Source organism: Vallitalea sediminicola, assembly GCF_054408565.1.
Genome location: NZ_BTPT01000014.1, coordinates 130,402 through 148,214 on the forward strand (window position 1 = coordinate 130,402; position 17,813 = coordinate 148,214).

General features: G+C 30.3%; 15 protein-coding genes. All 15 read left to right on the forward strand.

Annotation, left to right across the window (positions count from 1 at the left end):
• Positions 1–11 precede the first annotated feature (11 nt).
• The 15 genes from rnpM (at position 12) to ACX6CF_RS06815 (ending at position 17,764) form a co-directional block, all read left to right on the forward strand.
• Positions 12–281, forward strand: coding sequence for an RNase P modulator RnpM (gene rnpM, locus ACX6CF_RS06745; RefSeq protein ID WP_458784542.1), 270 nt, complete (start codon positions 12–14; stop codon positions 279–281).
• Entirely contained in the window at positions 274–570 is a 297-nt protein-coding gene (locus ACX6CF_RS06750) for a L7Ae/L30e/S12e/Gadd45 family ribosomal protein (protein WP_458784543.1), read from the forward strand. The genes rnpM and ACX6CF_RS06750 overlap by 8 nt, the downstream gene beginning before the upstream one ends.
• A gap of 172 nt (positions 571–742) precedes the next feature.
• Complete coding sequence (gene infB, locus ACX6CF_RS06755) at positions 743–2,722, forward strand: translation initiation factor IF-2 (RefSeq protein WP_458784544.1); 1,980 nt, start codon at positions 743–745, stop codon at positions 2,720–2,722.
• Positions 2,723–2,788: 66 nt separating this feature from the next.
• Positions 2,789–3,151 carry a 30S ribosome-binding factor RbfA gene (gene rbfA / locus ACX6CF_RS06760; protein WP_458784545.1) on the forward strand — a complete coding sequence of 121 codons (363 nt, stop codon included), beginning with the start codon at positions 2,789–2,791 and terminating at the stop codon, positions 3,149–3,151.
• Between the two features lies 1 nt (position 3,152).
• Positions 3,153–4,115: a DHH family phosphoesterase gene (locus tag ACX6CF_RS06765; RefSeq protein WP_458784546.1), complete on the forward strand. Its 963-nt coding sequence runs from the start codon at positions 3,153–3,155 to the stop codon at positions 4,113–4,115.
• Positions 4,112–5,011: a tRNA pseudouridine(55) synthase TruB gene (truB, locus tag ACX6CF_RS06770; protein ID WP_458784547.1), complete on the forward strand. Its 900-nt coding sequence runs from the start codon at positions 4,112–4,114 to the stop codon at positions 5,009–5,011. The genes ACX6CF_RS06765 and truB overlap by 4 nt, the downstream gene beginning before the upstream one ends.
• A gap of 12 nt (positions 5,012–5,023) precedes the next feature.
• Entirely contained in the window at positions 5,024–5,938 is a 915-nt protein-coding gene (locus ACX6CF_RS06775; RefSeq protein ID WP_458784548.1) for a bifunctional riboflavin kinase/FAD synthetase, read from the forward strand.
• Between the two features lie 269 nt (positions 5,939–6,207).
• Entirely contained in the window at positions 6,208–6,468 is a 261-nt protein-coding gene (rpsO, locus tag ACX6CF_RS06780) for a 30S ribosomal protein S15 (RefSeq protein ID WP_458784549.1), read from the forward strand.
• A 247-nt stretch (positions 6,469–6,715) separates the two neighbouring features.
• Positions 6,716–8,812, forward strand: coding sequence for a polyribonucleotide nucleotidyltransferase (locus ACX6CF_RS06785; protein ID WP_458784550.1), 2,097 nt, complete (start codon positions 6,716–6,718; stop codon positions 8,810–8,812).
• A gap of 151 nt (positions 8,813–8,963) precedes the next feature.
• Positions 8,964–10,226 (forward strand): M16 family metallopeptidase, encoded by a 1,263-nt coding sequence (locus ACX6CF_RS06790; RefSeq protein WP_458784551.1) that lies wholly within the window; start codon positions 8,964–8,966, stop codon positions 10,224–10,226.
• Positions 10,214–10,663, forward strand: a complete 450-nt coding sequence (gene dut / locus ACX6CF_RS06795) for a dUTP diphosphatase (protein WP_458784552.1) — start codon at positions 10,214–10,216, stop codon at positions 10,661–10,663. The genes ACX6CF_RS06790 and dut overlap by 13 nt, the downstream gene beginning before the upstream one ends.
• 93 nt (positions 10,664–10,756) lie before the next feature.
• On the forward strand, positions 10,757–11,890 hold the full coding sequence (locus ACX6CF_RS06800; protein ID WP_458784553.1) for an aldo/keto reductase: 1,134 nt from the start codon (positions 10,757–10,759) through the stop codon (positions 11,888–11,890).
• Between the two features lie 185 nt (positions 11,891–12,075).
• Positions 12,076–12,546 (forward strand): VanZ family protein, encoded by a 471-nt coding sequence (locus ACX6CF_RS06805; protein WP_458784554.1) that lies wholly within the window; start codon positions 12,076–12,078, stop codon positions 12,544–12,546.
• A gap of 686 nt (positions 12,547–13,232) precedes the next feature.
• Positions 13,233–15,173: a polysaccharide biosynthesis protein gene (locus ACX6CF_RS06810; protein WP_458784555.1), complete on the forward strand. Its 1,941-nt coding sequence runs from the start codon at positions 13,233–13,235 to the stop codon at positions 15,171–15,173.
• 104 nt (positions 15,174–15,277) lie between these two features.
• Positions 15,278–17,764: an S-layer homology domain-containing protein gene (locus ACX6CF_RS06815; protein ID WP_458784556.1), complete on the forward strand. Its 2,487-nt coding sequence runs from the start codon at positions 15,278–15,280 to the stop codon at positions 17,762–17,764.
• Positions 17,765–17,813: the final 49 nt, after the last annotated feature.

Consider the following 17,813-nt stretch of genomic DNA (forward strand, 5'->3'; position numbering starts at 1 on the left):
GAATGATGAAAATGGCTAGGAAAATACCTTTAAGAAAATGCACAGGTTGCCAAGAAATGAAGGATAAAAGACAATTGATTAGGGTTGTTAGAACAAAAGAAGGTAATATATCCATTGATAGTACTGGTAAAATAAATGGTAGAGGTGCATATATATGTCCATCTATAACATGTCTTGAAAAAGCTATTAAGAACAAAGGATTAGAACGTTCTTTTAAAGCAAGTATCCCAAGCGATGTGTATAGTGCCCTTAAGGAGGAATTAAGTAAAATAAATGGATAAAAAAGTTTATTCTCTAATAGGACTATGTAAGCGGGCTTCACTGCTGAGTTCAGGAGAATTCATGACTGAAAAAGCTGTAAAGAATGAAACTGCTAAGCTAGTGATAATAGCAACTGATTCTTCTAAGAATACAAAAAAACTATTTAATAATATATGCTTTACACATAAAGTGAAGCTTATAGAGTTTGGTACAAAAGAAGATTTGGGTAAAGCTATTGGCAAAGATATCAGAGCATCTATAGGTATTCTAGACGATGGATTTGCCAATGCTATTGAAAAAAAATTATAAGATTTTTATTCAAGTAATAATTCCAATTTTGAGGTTCAATAACTATATATACCTTGAAAATTAATAGACACACAAGTATTGTGATTAGATTTACTAAAAAGTATATAATGTCAGTAATAAAATCTAACCACTTGTTACTAATTTCAAGACTTAAATTTGCGGAGGTGGTAATATGTCAAAAGTTCGCGTATATGAAATCGCTAAACAACTTGGATTAAGTAATAAAAAATTACTTAACACGTTAAAAGATTTTAATATTGAAGTGAAAAATCATATGAGCTCATTGACAGACGAGGAAGCACGTATTATAAATGAATACTATGCTCCTGGTAATGATAATAAGAATAAAGAGGTAGTAGATACCAATATGGAAACTGTAGAAATAGAAAACGACGAAGATTTAGAAGTAATATTAATACCAACTAATATAACTGTAAAAGATTTAGCAGAGAAACTTGATAAACAATCATCTGATATAGTAAAATCCCTTATGTTAAAAGGTATCATGGCTACTGCTAACCAAGAAATTGATTTTGAAACAGCAAGTTCTGTTGCTTTAGAATTTAATGTTATTACTCAAGAAGAAGAAGAGATAGATATAGTTGACGAATTCTTTGCTGAGGAACCAGATGATGAAAAAGATTTAGTTACTAGATCTCCTATTGTTGTTGTTATGGGTCACGTTGACCATGGTAAAACATCTTTATTAGATGCTATACGTGAAAGTAATGTTACATCAAGAGAAGCTGGTGGAATAACTCAGCATATTGGTGCATCAGTTGTAACTATAAATAATAATGATATTACATTTTTAGATACACCTGGTCATGAGGCTTTTACAGCAATGCGTCTTAGAGGTGCTATGGCTACAGATATAGCAATACTTGTTGTTGCTGCAGATGATGGAGTTATGCCTCAGACTGTTGAAGCTATAAACCATGCAAAAGCTGCGAATGTGCAAATAATTGTAGCTATTAATAAAATTGACAAACCAGGTGCTAATCAAGATAGGGTTAAACAAGAATTAGTAGAATATGGTTTAGTAGCAGAAGACTGGGGTGGAGATACTATTTGTGTACCAGTCTCAGCGGTAGAAAAAACAGGTCTTGATCAACTACTTGAAATGATTCTTCTAGTAGCTGAAATGGAAGAATTAAAAGCTAATCCTAATAGAAAAGCTAGTGGTACGATTGTTGAAGCACAGCTTGATAAAGGAAGAGGTCCTGTAGCAACTGTTCTTATTCAGAATGGTACAATAAAGGTTAGTGATGCTATTATTGCAGGTACTGCATATGGTAAGATTAGAGCCATGATTGATGATAAAGGACGAAGAGTTAAACAGGCAGGTCCTTCTACGCCAGTTGAAATATTAGGATTATCAGAAGTTCCTGTAGCTGGAGATGCTTTCTATACTGCTAAGAATGAAAGAGAAGCTAGACATGTAGCTGAAAAAGTAATCAGAAGAGATAGAGAAAAACTTATTCAGAATACACCACAAAAGGTTACTCTTGATGACCTATTCAGTCAAATACAAGCTGGTAATATGAAGGAACTTAATATTGTTGTTAAGGCAGATGTACAAGGATCTGTTGAGGCAGTAAAACAAAGTCTTGTCAAATTATCTAATGAAGAGGTTATGATAAAAGTTATTCATGGTGGAGTAGGTGCAATCAACGAATCTGATGTAATGCTTGCATCCGCATCAAATGCTATAATTATAGGATTTAATGTTCGTCCAGAAGCTAGTGCAAAAGCTGTGTCAGAAAGTGAACAAATTGATGTGCGTCTATATAGAGTAATATACAATGCTATTGAGGATATTGAAGCTGCTATGAAAGGTATGCTTGATCCAGAATATAGAGAAAAAGTTATAGGTCATGCTGAAGTTAGACAGACTTTCAAAGTATCAAGTGTTGGAACAATTGCAGGTTCTTATGTACAAGATGGTAAGTTTACAAGAAATGCAAAAGTTAGACTTGTTCGTGATGGAATAGTTGTATACGAAGGTGAACTTGAATCACTCAAGAGATTCAAGGATGACGTAAAAGAAGTTAATTCTGGATATGAATGTGGTATTATGCTTAACAAATTCAATGACCTAAAAGAAGGGGATATTGTTGAAGCATATGTTATGGAAGAGATACCTAGATAATAAGCTATATAATAATCAGGATATATTATAATATGTATTGCTCATAATATAAGAAGGTGAGTAGAAATGAAGAAAAGAAGTAATAGAATTATTAAAATTAATGAAGAAATTAGAAAAGAAGTAAGTAGTATCATAAACAGAGGATTAAAAGATCCCCGAGTTAATCATATGACAAGTGTCGTAAGTGTAGATACTACTCCAGATTTAAAATTTTGTAAGATATATGTTAGCGTTCTTGGAGATAAGACGTCTCAAAGTGATACTTTGGAAGGTTTAAAATGTTCTACAGGATTTATTAGAAATGAATTAGCTAAAAGAATAAATCTGAGGAATACTCCAGAAATAACATTTGTCGTAGATCAATCTATTGAATATGGAGTTAATATGTCAAAATTAATTGACGAAGTTAATAAACCAAAAGGTGAATAATATGAATCTACAAGAAATAATTAATATATGTGATGGTTACAAAGATATTATAATATCAGGACATATACATCCAGATGGAGATTGCGTTGGTGCATGCTATGCATTAGCATCGATTCTCCATAAAAAAGGAATTAATGCTACGGTTGCTTTGGAGAATGTACCTGATACATATGATTATCTAAAAGGCAACAATTATTTACTAACAACAATCAAGAAAGATACTCAAGTTTTTATCTCTCTTGATTGTGGAGATAAAGAAAGACTTGGAGTGTATTCTGAGCTTTTTGATAAAGCTACTACAACTATTAATATTGACCACCACATCAGTAATACAGAATTTGCTGATTATAACTATGTTTCAGATGTTAGTTCTACTTGTGAGATGATATATGAGATACTTGAAGGTTCAAGAGATACAGAGTTATTAGATAAAGATATATGCGAAGCATTGTATACAGGAATTATCTATGATACTGGAGCATTCAAACATAGTAATACTTCTAGTAGAACTCATGAAATAGCTGGTGAATTGATTAAGTATGAAATAGATTTTACTGATATTACTAATAGACTTTTATATTACAAATCATACAAATCATTGAAAATCTTAGGAACAGCTATTAAAAACACTGAGTTTTATAGTGATGATAAGGTAATACTTACATCCTTAAGTATAGATGAACTTAAGGAGCATGATTGTAGTAAAAAAGATACAGAAAGCATCGTACAAATATTAAATGAAGTGATAGAAAGTGAATGTGCAATATTTATTATACAAAATAGCGGTAATGATTATAAAGCAAGCTTAAGATCACGAAAAGATATAGATGTATGTAAAATAGCTAAAAAATTTGGCGGTGGGGGACATATAAAAGCTTCAGGATGTACAATGTCCGGTAATTTAGCCGAAATAAAAGATGAATTGATTAGTGCAGTAGAAGAGCAGATAAAGGATATCATATGAATGGAATAATTAATATTTACAAAGAAAAAGGTTATACATCATTTGATGTAGTAGCAATTCTTAGAAGAAAATTAAAAATTAAAAAAGTAGGGCATACAGGTACACTTGATCCAGAAGCGGAAGGTGTACTTCCTGTATGTATAGGAAAAGCTACAAAAGTAGCTGATTATATTACAGATACAACTAAGACATATTTAGCTACAATGACCCTTGGAATAGAAACAGATACTGAGGATCATACCGGTGAAGTTATTAGTAAAAAAGAAGTGACAAGTTCTAAAGAACAAATTGAAGAAGCTGTTAATTCTTTTATAGGTGACTATAGTCAGGTACCACCTATGTATTCGGCTCTAAAGGTAAATGGCAAAAGATTATACAAGTTAGCAAGGCAAGGAAAAACTATTGAACGTAAAGCTAGAAACATATACATTTATAATATTGATATAATAAAAATTGATGGTAATAATATTGATATGAAAGTAGAGTGTTCAAAAGGTACATATATTAGGACACTTTGTGCTGATATTGGAACTAAGCTTGGTTGTGGAGCACACATGAGTAAACTAATAAGAACAAAATCAAGTTTATTTAGTATTAATTCTAGCATTAAGTTAGAAGAAGTGGATTATTATATCGAAAATAATAAATTGAATGAAATAGTTACTAGCATAGATCAAGTTTTTCCGAATTATAGTAAATTAGTTATTCATTCAAGATACGATAAATTTCTTTATAATGGGAATAAATTAAAAGTGGAATCTATAAAAGGGAACGAAGATATAATCAATCAAATGCAGTATAGAATATATGATGAAAACAACAATTTTATTGGCGTATACCAATCAATGATAAAAGATGAAAATATGATATTAAAGCCTATTAAATTGTTTTTGTAAGGAGATTGTCAGATGCAATACATTAAAGATACAAAAGAGTTTACATCTCCTCCTTCCGTTGTAGTCCTAGGCAATTTTGATGGAATACATATCGGTCATAGAAAACTAATATGTAAGGCATTGGAGCTATCTAGAGAACTTGGTCTAAAATCATTAGTTCTTACTTTTGACCCACATCCAAGTTTTGTATTAGCGAATAAAGAACCTGTTGACCTTATATACCTAAGCTGTGAAAAGGAAAGACTTTTAAGTAATATAGATATATTTATTGAATATCCTTATGATTTAGTTACAGCAAAGATGACCCCAGAGGATTTTGTTGAAAAAGTTATCTGCAAACAACTAAACGCTAAATTTATTGTAGTTGGAAAAGATTACAGATTTGGGCACAAGAGAAAAGGAGATATTAAGTTATTAGAAAAATTATCTTCTGAATATGGATATGAACTAATTACAATCCAAAAAATTGCATATAACAATAATATTGTAAGCAGCACTTGGATTAGGCAAGAGATAAAAGAAGGTAATATTGAATTAGGGAATAAATTATTGGGTGTTAATTTTAGTATAACAGGAAAAGTTGTAGAAGGTAAAAAAAATGGAAGAAAATTTGGATTCCCTACAGCTAATATAATACCTCATAGATGTAAAATATTACCACCTAATGGTGTTTATTATTCGAATATATATGTTAATAATAAAAAATATGACAGTATCACTAATGTAGGAGTCAATCCAACAGTAAATGGACAAAAAAAAGTTGTAGAGACACATATATTAGGTTTCGATGAAGATATTTATGGACAAGTTATAGTTGTAGAATTTATTAAATTCATTAGACGAGAAAAGAAATTTGATTCTATTAATGAATTAAAAAGAGAAATCTCAAATAATATAAAATATGTTATGAACTTAATTGATAAATAGTAATTGAGGGTTTAGTTGAAGAAATAATGTGCGTTTTGTATTTTTTTAGGTGAAAATGTTAAAAATATCAAGTATAGAAGATATAAGCTACTTTGGTTTTTGAATCTAGAATTGTACAAAATAAATAATTAAATGCCATATAAAATAATTTGTTTACAAAAATATCTATTTATGATAAAATTTATTGATGGAAGCCATTGCTCAGAAACTTGGGATACTCCGACCCTTTCTTAGCAATCGGTGTTATCTAAAATTATGGAGGTAAGAAAATGGAAAAGACTAAAAAAGAAATAATCGTAGAATTTGGAAGAAATGCTAATGATACTGGTTCACCAGAAGTTCAAATTGCATTACTTACTGAAAGAATCAATCATTTAACAGAGCATTTAAAGATGCACAAAAAAGACCATCACTCAAGAAGAGGATTACTTATGATGGTTGGTCAAAGAAGAGGTCTATTACAATATCTTAAAAATAAAGATATTGAAGGATATCGTAGCTTAATCAAAAGATTAGGATTAAGAAGATAGTTATAATCTTATTTGATTGAAACCTAGAAATTATGTTTTTAGGTTATTAAAGAGCGGAGAAATCCGCTCTATAATTTTAAATTAGGAAGATATGAGTAAGAAGTTTTATGTCTTTAGTACTAGCAAAGTTAACCTTTAGTCATTAGTTTTTGTTTTTTAATATAACAAAATTGGAAGATGAAAACTAACGACTAAGGATCTAGACTAAAGACAAACCAAAATTATTTTTTCGAAAGGAGATTGTTAAATGTCTAGAGTATATTCATTAGAATTAGCAGGTAGAACGCTATCTGTTGAAATTGGAAAAGTTGCAGAGCAAGCAAATGGAGCCGCATTAGTTAAATACGGAGATACAGTTGTATTAACTACAGCAACAGCTTCAGAAAAACCACGTGAAGGAATTGATTTCTTTCCATTAAGCGTTGATTATGCAGAACGTTTATATTCAGTAGGGAAAATTCCAGGAGGATTTATTAAAAGAGAGGGAAAACCTACAGAAAATGCTGTACTTACTTCAAGGGTAATTGATAGACCTATCAGACCTTTGTTTCCAAAAGATTACAGAAATGATTGTGCAATTGTTAATACAGTATTATCAGTTGACCAAGATTGCCAACCAGAATTAGTTGCTATGATTGGTTCATCTATAGCATTATCTATATCAGATATACCTTTCCAAGGACCAATAAGTTCAATTATGATTGGACATGTTGATGGAGAGCTTGTTGTCAATCCTACAGCAGCACAAAGAGAAAAATCAAAACTATCATTAACAGTTGCATCTACTATAGAAAAAGTTGTTATGATTGAAGCTGGTGCAGATGAAATATCCGAAGAAATTATGGTAGAGGCAATATTTAAAGCACATGAAGAAAACAAAAAAATAGTTGAATGGATAAATGGTATTGTTGAAAAAGAAGGTAAAGAAAAACATGGTTACCAACAAACTGATGTCCCTAGTGAAGTTTATGAAGCAATTGTAAACTATGTTGGTGACGAAAGAATGGAAGACGCCGTATTTACTGATGAAAAACAAGTGAGACAACAAAGAATCACTGAGATAACAGATGAACTTACTGCGAAATTTGAAGAAGAAAATGAAGAGTGGATTAAGTATATTGGTGAAGCAATATATAAATATCAGAAGCAAACTGTAAGGAAAATGATATTAAAAGACCATAAAAGACCAGATGGTCGTGCTCTTGATGAAATTAGAAAATTAACTTCAGAAGTTGATTTATTACCTAACACACATGGTTCAGCATTATTTAGTCGTGGACAAACACAAGTTCTTACAATTACAACATTAGGTCCACTAGGAGAAGTTCAAATGCTTGATGGTTTAGATGAACTTGAAACATCTAAGAGATATATACATCATTATAACTTCCCATCATATTCTGTTGGTGAAACAAGACCATCAAGAGGACCTGGACGTAGAGAAATAGGACATGGTGCCTTAGCTGAAAAAGCATTATTACCAGTAATCCCATCAGAAGAAGAGTTCCCATATGCAATTAGACTTGTATCTGAGGTACTTAGTTCTAATGGTTCAACTTCTCAAGGAAGTATTTGTGCAAGTACTTTATCACTAATGGCATCTGGTGTACCAATTAAAGCACCAGTAGCAGGAATATCAGTTGGACTAGTAACAGGTGAAACTGATGATGATTATGTTATGCTTACTGATATACAAGGTCTTGAAGATTTCTTTGGAGATATGGATTTCAAGGTAGCAGGTACTCATAAAGGTATTACAGCAATACAAATGGATATCAAAATACATGGACTTACTAATGAAATTATTGAAAAAGCTATATATCAAACTAGAAGAGCAAGATTATTTATTTTAGATGAGGTTATGTTAAAAGCTATTGACAAACCAAGACCAGAGTTATCAGAGATGGCTCCAAAAATTGTTCAAACTAAGATTAATCCAGAGAAAATCAGCGAAGTCATTGGACCACGTGGAAAAACTATTAATAAAATTATTGATGAAACTGGGGTTAAGATTGATATTGAAGATGATGGAAGAATCTTTATCTGTGGTGTAGAAAGAGAAGCTACTGATAAAGCCCTAAAAATTATTGAATCTATTGCTAAAGATATAGAAGTTGGTACAATCTATACTGGAAAAGTAGCAAGAATCACTAAATTTGGTGCATTCGTAGAAATTGCTCCAGGTAAAGATGGTCTTGTGCATATATCAAAATTAGCTCATGAAAGAGTAGCTAAAGTTGAAGATGTTGTCAGCGTTGGAGATGAAATTCTAGTTAAGGTAACAGAGATAGATAATCAAGGAAGAATTAATCTTTCTAGAAAAGATGCATTACCAAAAGAATAATATTATTTTATAATTATTAAGGTATGAATTAAAGGAGGGTATGTACCCTTTTTTAATTCATCTGTTTATTTATAGCATAAATACACATAATGTATTTATAAGTATTAAAAATAATATGATTATGGATAAAGCGATTTTTGGAGGATAAAATATGGTTAAAGTAAAGACTATGGACAATGGATTATGTATAGTTGGTGAAGAAAATTCATTTGTAAGATCCGTTGCACTAGGTATATGGATCAAAAATGGGTCAATAGATGAAAATAAAAATAATAATGGTATATCCCATTTTATAGAACATATGATGTTTAAAGGAACTAAAACTAGAACAGCAAGAGATATTGCTGATGAAATGTCAGAAGTAGGGGGTAGGATCAATGCATTTACAGGTAAAGAATATATGTGTTACTACGCTCATACCCTTGATAACCATATAGATGTAGCTCTTGACGTTTTATCTGATATGATACTTAATTCTGCTATGAAAGACGAAGATATGAAAAAAGAAAAAGGTGTCATAATTGAAGAATTAAATATGTATGAAGATTCACCAGAAGAGATTGTTCATGATTTAATTCAGGAAGAAGCTTGGAATGGTTCAACTCTAGGTTATAATATTCTTGGAACAAAAGAATTAATTAATAATTTTACTAAAGAAAATATTAAAGAGTATATGTCTAAACACTATGTACCCGAAAATATTGTGATTTCAGTTGTTGGTAAATTTGACTTTGATGAAATGTTTGAAAAGATTAATAACAGATTTTCTGTTCTTGAAAGCAAAGCTAAAGTTCAGAGAATAGAAGAAGTCAATTATAAAAAATGCTTTGTAACAAAAGATAAAGATATAGAACAAGTTCATCTATGCATGTCTTTTCCTAGTATTCCATATAAATCAGATGAGATTTATATATTATCCATATTAAATACTATTCTTGGTGGAGGTATTAACTCAAGATTGTTCCAATCTATCAGAGAAGAAAAAGGATTAGCATATTCAATCTATTCTTATGTAGAGACTTATAATATTGCAGGAATGCTCAATATATATGCAGCCACTAATCCAACTCAGATAGAACCAGTTATTCAAGGTGTTATAGAAGAAATTAATCTATTACTTGAAAAGGGAATAGATGAAAAAGAACTGAATCAGACAAAAGAGCAATTGAAAAGTAATCTTATAATAGGTTTGGAAAATATGAATTCTAGAATGTCCAGTTATGGTAAAACAAAACTTATGATAGATAGAATAAAATCACAAGATGAAATGATAGAAGGTATTAATGCGGTTAATCTAGATAGTTTCATTAAATTTGCAAAGAGAACATTTAATTACAATGAGATGAGTACAGCCTTAGTTGGAAGACACAAAGATATTGATATTGAAAGGATTAAGAGCTTATGCACAAAATAAAAGTCTATGTAGAGCAGACTGAAAGTGGAAAGATATTACCATTACCCAAGTACATGAGTGAAGATGCGGCTGGTATGGATTTATATGCTTGCTTAGAAGAGGAGGTATTATTAGAAAAAGGTAAAATAAAATTAATACCTACTGGTCTAAAAATAGCTTTACCTTCAGGCTATGAAGCACAGATTAGACCAAGAAGTGGTCTAGCTCTTAAGCATGGTATTAGTTTAGTTAATACACCAGGGACTATAGATGCAGACTACAGGGGTGAAATAAAAGTTATAATGATTAACTTTGGTGAAGATGATTTCACTATAAAACATGGTGAAAGAATTGCTCAGATGGTTATTAATAAAATTGAGCAAGTAGATCTTGAAGTAGTAGAAGGTCTAGAAAATACGGAACGAGGATCTGGTGGCTTTGGTCATACAGGAAAATAGAACAAACTTATATATGCCTTATGATAATATCATAAGGCTTTAATATTATTATAATTAATGCTATACTAAAATAATTTAATGAGGTGGTTTATAATGCAATATAAGCTATTTGGAAAAACTAATGAAAAGGTTTCAAGACTTGGTTTCGGTTGTATGAGATTTCATACAAACAATAATGACAATAAGGATATTATTGAAGAACTGGCGATTGAACAAATTCGTCATGCAATTGATGGTGGCGTCAACTATATTGATACAGCATATAATTATCACGGTGGAGAAAGTGAAAAATTAGTGGCAAAAGCGCTCAAAAACGGTTATAGAGAAAAAGTTAAAATAGCAACTAAACTACCATCTTGGTTAATAAAATCAAGGGAAGATATGGACAAATATCTAAATGAGCAGTTAAAAAAATTACAGACTGATCATATTGACTTTTATCTTTTACATACATTAAATAAGAAATTATGGAAGAATTTAACAGACAATAATGTTTTTGAATTCTTAAAGAGCATTATTGCTGATGGAAGAGTTAAAAATGTTGGATTCTCTTTCCATGATGATATTAAGTTATTTAAAGAGATTGTGGATTCTTATGATTGGGATTTTTGTCAAATACAATATAATTTTTTAGATGAAAATTACCAAGCTGGTAAAGAAGGACTAAGATATGCCAAAGAACGTGAGCTTGGGGTAGTTATTATGGAACCCTTAAGAGGTGGAAGTCTCTCAAAGAATATTCCTGATGATATAAGTGCCGTATGGAACAAGGCTGATATAAAAAGAACTCCGGCTGAATGGGCGTTTAAATTCATATTGAATCATCCTGAGGTAGATGTAGTTTTAAGTGGAATGAATGAAATGGAACACATCAATGAAAATATTAGAATTGCTACAGAAACAAAGCCTAATTCTTTAACAAACCAAGAAAAAGAATTGATAGATGAAGTTAAAGATATATACGATAGTAAAATAAAGGTAAGATGTACCAAATGTGCTTATTGTATGCCGTGCCCGAAAGGTGTAGATATACCAGAATGTTTTGCATTATACAATGAATCATCAATGTTTGAATTTAATATTGCTAAAGAAGAGTATACCAAGCATATGAAGAAAGAGAGTAAAGCTAGTATGTGTATTGAATGTGGACAGTGTGAAGAAAAATGTCCGCAAAATTTGGAAATAAGAGAAAAATTAAAAGAAGTTGTAGAGACTTTTGAAAGATAAAAGATGCCATGGCTACCATGGCATCTTTTTTATATACAATAAGTAATATATATATTACTTATTGTCGCTTATTAGAATAAAATACATTTTTAGTGTGAATTTTATTGTAATATATAGAAAAATTTGGTATAGTATACAAGGATGCAAATTACTAAAATGGGACTACAGAGGATGTGCAACATTTTATGAACTACAAAAAAATACTAGGAATAATAATTATAATATTCTTGATGATTGGAATAAATTTATTTTCTTCTCAGACAGCCACGGAATCAGATAAATTATCAACTAAAATTGCAAAAGTCATTGTAGTAAAATTAGGAATAATATCAGAAAATGAAGCCAATGATGATTCGCATGCAATTATCAGACAAGCTGATCATATTATTAGAAAGACAGCACATTTCGGTATCTATTTTATCTTTGCTTTGATTTTATTTATATTTATATACTCTCAAATAAAAAATCCCTTAAAAACATTTTTTATATCGTGGATAGTTGCGACTATATATGCTATGTTTGATGAATATTATCAAACTTTTATTGATGGTCGAGGTGGGCAGATAAGAGATGTGATTATTGATAGTTTGGGAGCGTTATGTGGAATATTGGTATGTATGGCAATTATAACAATGAAATTTCGTAAAAATAAATAAAGATGACATATTATATCAAAAAACATCAATAACAGATAAGTGTTGACAAATAATGTTAATGTTGTATAATGATATCCGGAACATTGATAGAATGCACTAAAGAAATAAAATCTTCAGCTGTGGGAGAAGAGGCTGGTGCCAGAATAATAAAGAGCTTACAGGAAAAGAGTGCGTGGCATTAATTAATCCGATTTGGCGTTAATTAATAATAAGTGGTTAGAAATTCAAAAACAGGCAAAATACAAACTTAAAAATCTTTTAACTTATTTCCTTGTTGGTATTTCTAAAAGTGATAAAATCAAGAAGAAAAAATATCTTCTGAAAATACTCTTGAAAGTGTAAATTTAGTAATACCAGTAATAGAAAAAGGTATGGTGCTGATTCGTGTGAATTCATTGAGTATATGAATTTTCATATTGAATTAGATATGTATTATGGAAAAGACCTATACATAACATACTGCTATATGTGTCGTTCAATCGATAGAGAATTAGACAACCAGTATTTATATAATTAAATAATTGATACAAGAATAATTTTGAGAAAATATTAAAATTGCTATTATTTGCATTGTTAATATCTTAGGTAGTTTCTTGATTGTGTATGTTATGGAATATTTGTTATGTTATGCCTAAAAATAATTTAATATTAAATTAAATAAATTTAGAAGTTAAGAGGCGAACTAAATGTATAAAAGAATAAGAATAGTGTATTTAATTGTTATGGATGTAATATTAGTACAATTAGCATATTTTTTATCATGCTATATTAGATTTGAGGGAGTTATTGATAAGCAATATATCAATATATACTTAACTAATATTATTACAATAACAGCTATAAAAATATGCATATTTTACATATTCAAGCTATATCAGAGTTTATGGAAATATGCTAGCATTGAAGAAGTATTGCAGGTAATAGGTGCGGTTATATGTGCTAATGGAGCATTTATAGCTTATATGTATCTTAAACAGCAACATTTACCAAGATCAATCTATATGTTGACAATAATTCTTGAAATAATGTTCATAGGTGGACTAAGATTCGGATATCGAATTATAAGAAGAATTAAACATAGTGATATATTATCTAATGAAGAGAAAAATAGGGTAATGATTGTTGGTGCAGGTGATGCAGGGGCCATGGTCATAAAAGAAATTAAGAATAACCCTAAGTTTAATGGTAAGCCTGTAGCCTTAATAGATGATAATATAAAAAAACAAGGACAAGTTATTAATAATATTCCAGTTTTGGGACAGAGATTAGATATAGCTAGCGTAGCGTATAAAAAAGAGATAGATGAAATTATAATCTGTATTCCATCAGCTGATAAAGAAGAGATAAAAGAGATTATAGAAGAATGTAAGCGTACTAAGTGTAAGTTGAAAATTTTACCAAGAATAGATAAAATTATTAATGGAAAAGTGAAGTTGGCAGATATAAGAAATGTGCAGATAGATGATTTACTAGGACGTGAACAAGTTGACCTTAACATTAATGGAATCAATAATTACCTGAAAAACAAGAAGGTGATTGTAACAGGTGGGGGTGGTTCCATTGGTTCAGAATTATGTAGACAGATTGCAGAATTTGGACCAAGAGAATTGGTTATTGTAGATATTTATGAAAATAATGCTTATGATTTACAAAATGAATTGATTAGAAAGAACAATGTTGAGCTTCAAAATATAGATAGCATTAAAAAAACATATAGTAAAGTAAAAATAAATCTTAAGGTGATAATAGCATCAGTTAGAGATAAAAAGAGAATTGATAAAATATTTAATGACATTAGACCAGATGTGGTATTTCACGCTGCAGCGCATAAACATGTACCATTGATGGAAGACAATCCTTCAGAAGCAATAAAAAATAATGTGTTTGGTACTTTAAATGTTGCACAATGTGCCGATAAATATAATGTTAAGAAATTTGTACTTATTTCTACAGACAAAGCAGTTAATCCTACGAATGTAATGGGAGCAACTAAGAGATTATGTGAATTGATTATTCAATCAATAGATAAGGAAAGTAAAACTGAATTTGCAGCTGTTAGATTTGGTAATGTATTAGGAAGTAATGGTAGTGTCATTCCTTTATTCAAAAAACAGATTGCAGAGGGAGGTCCAGTGACAGTAACTCATGAAGATATTATAAGGTATTTCATGACTATCCCTGAAGCTGCTAAACTAGTTATTCAAGCTGGAGCTATAGCTAAGGGGGGAGAAACCTTTATATTAGATATGGGTGATCCTGTGAAGATTATTGATTTGGCAAAGGATTTAATAAAATTATCTGGGTTGAAACCTTATACTGATATACCAATAGAAATAACAGGGCTAAGGCCAGGAGAAAAACTATATGAAGAATTACTTATGGCTGAAGAAGGTATGACATCAACAGATCATAACAAGATATTTATTGGAAGACCTTCTGATATTGATTATACTAAACTTTTAAAATCTCTAGATGAGTTAAATAACATAATAAATAAAGACAACCATGTTATTATTAAGAAGAACTTAGCTAATATAGTGCCTACATATAAGACAGAAAACAAAGTGATTAACGGAGAGTTTATGCAGCGTATGGCTAAGAGAGAAATTGCTGTTGCTAAGGGATAAGACACTATTATAGGATTATACTACAGAAAGTAAGATATAGAGAATAATATATAATTCTATTCTGTAGATAACAATAATTTATGCAAAAGAAAAGGAGAGATAAAATGAAGTACTTTCAAGATTTCAAGAGAATTTTAGCTTTAGCATTGGTTTTAGTGCTAATGGCTGTACCTGTTAATATTAATGCAAGTGGAACACAAGCTAACTTAGATGATATAAATGGTTTGCTTAGAAGTTTGACTGATGAGATGTTTAAAACAGGATATGCAGATGAAACTGCTAATCTAGTACAAGCTATTTATGACATTAATAACAAGGAAGCGTTTATAAGTGCTTTTAATAGTGCATTTGCGGAACTAGATGGAACTAATCAAGAATTAATTAATGAATTCAATATTTCTATGAATGCAATACGTACATTTGTTACATTTGTACAAGACAATCAAGGATCTATAAGTATTAGTAATTTGACAACATACATTAGAAACAGACAAAGATCTGAATTTATTAATGCTTTATTAAATCATCAAGATGAGATTAATGCTTTATTAATTAATACTGGTGTAACAGAAGAAATTCTTCATAGCGGTTATAATAAATTAGATACAATATTTTCTCTATATGATGATGCTGAAAGATCAAATACAAAATTTTTCACATATAACACTCAAACAAAGCAACTATATTTAAGAGAATCAGAAGTGAATTCAGCTATTGCCAAAATTAATGCTATTAAAGATTATTTTGATGATGTTAATAAAGTAATTGACTCACTTAACGTTTTTGTTACTTATTATAATGATAGTGCTAATGATAGTGATAAGACTACAGCACTAAATTATTTAATGAGTACTGGATTAGTTAAAAACTATACACCTTCTTCAGGTGGTGGTGATGATAATAGCGGTAACGGTGGCGGATATCTACCATCCACTGGTGATGGGGATACATCTCCAACCACTAATGAAAAATTAGATGATATTGCTAATCAATTAAAGACTGGTAAGTTATCAGAAGAAGAAACAGCTACTATGGTTGAAGAGGTAGTGAGTAAATTAGCTGATGATTTAACTAAGGTTAAAGATCAAGCTGGAGCATATAAAGCTCTAAAATCAGTATCACAAGTGTTGACTAGTACTGAAAAAGTTATTGAAAAACTTCAAGAGCCTGAAGCTAGAAAAGCTGTAGTAGAAGAAATCGAAAAAACACTTGATAATACTAAAGCTGTGTTAGATATGATAAGTAATTCTTCTACAGTAAGTCTTAAAGCAAAAGCTTTAATTAAAGATGTAGCAGGTATTAATAATGCCTTAAAAGATAATGTTGAAGAATCTAAACAATTACAACAAGCTGCTGTAGAGATAGCAGAATTAGCTATTAACAAAGCAGGTACACTTAAAGTTTCTTCAAGCAACATAAAAGTTAGTAATGGAAAAGCAACAGCGGATTTATCTAAGCTTAATTATAAAAATCAAATTAAGAAAGCAAAAGATGCTAAAAAAGATATGGATAAAGTTCTAGAAGATAATAAAATTACTGGAACTAAAGAAATGGATATAAAAATTACCTTAGAAGTTCCAACATCAAAGACTACAAAAGAAGTTAATGTAACATTACCTAATTTAACAGATGCGTTTATATCAGTTGATAAAGTAACTGTTGAGTCTGATATAGCTTCTTTTGAACTTAGCGCAGGAACATTCGGCATTGAAGAGACTGCTGAAGTGAAACTTAGTGCATCCAATATAAATGTAGATACTTTAACAAATGATCAAAAAGTGGCTTTACCAAGTGGGGTAGAAACAGTAATTGATTTAGATGCTCATGTTGATGGTAGTCAAGTATCTGAATTCAATAAGCCAATACAAGTTGCAGTACCATATGAATTGAAAAAAGATGAAGATCCAGAGAGAATCTCTGTTTACTTATTAACAGATAATGGAGATGTTGTTAAAGCTGCAGGTAGATATAATCCTTTAACAGGTAAAATCTCTGTAATGAGAAAACACTTTAGTAAGTATTTTGTAAGTGCTTCAACTGATACATTTAGTGATTTATCAGCATATAGCTGGGCTGAAAAACCTATTGAAATATTAGCGGGTAAAGGTATAATTAATGGAAAAGATGAAGGCAAATATGATCCGTCAGCGAAAGTAACAAGAGCAGAATTCGTTTCTTTAATAGCTAGAATGTATCAATTAGATGCTAATGATGAAGCACAACCATTTGAAGATGTATCAGCCGATATTTGGTATGCAAAAGATGTTGCAGCTGCTTATCAAAATGAAATAATCAATGGTGTTTCCAAAACAGAATTTGCTCCAAATAATACAATAACTAAACAAGAAGCAGCAAAAGTTATTATGAACGTCTTAAATAGCTTAGGATATAAAGAGGAAGCAGATAGTAATCTTATCAAAGAGGTATTTGTAGATTATGATAATATTGCATCATGGGCTAAAAATGCCGTTTCAACAACAGTTAGAGAAGACATTTTTACTGGAAAATCTGGTGATGAATTTAATCCAAAAGAAGAAATAACAAGAGCTCAAGCAGCAGTTATGATTTATAACCTTTATTTAGTGGATTAATATATTAATTAGTGATTACTACTACCAGCGCCATTATAAATGGTGGCTG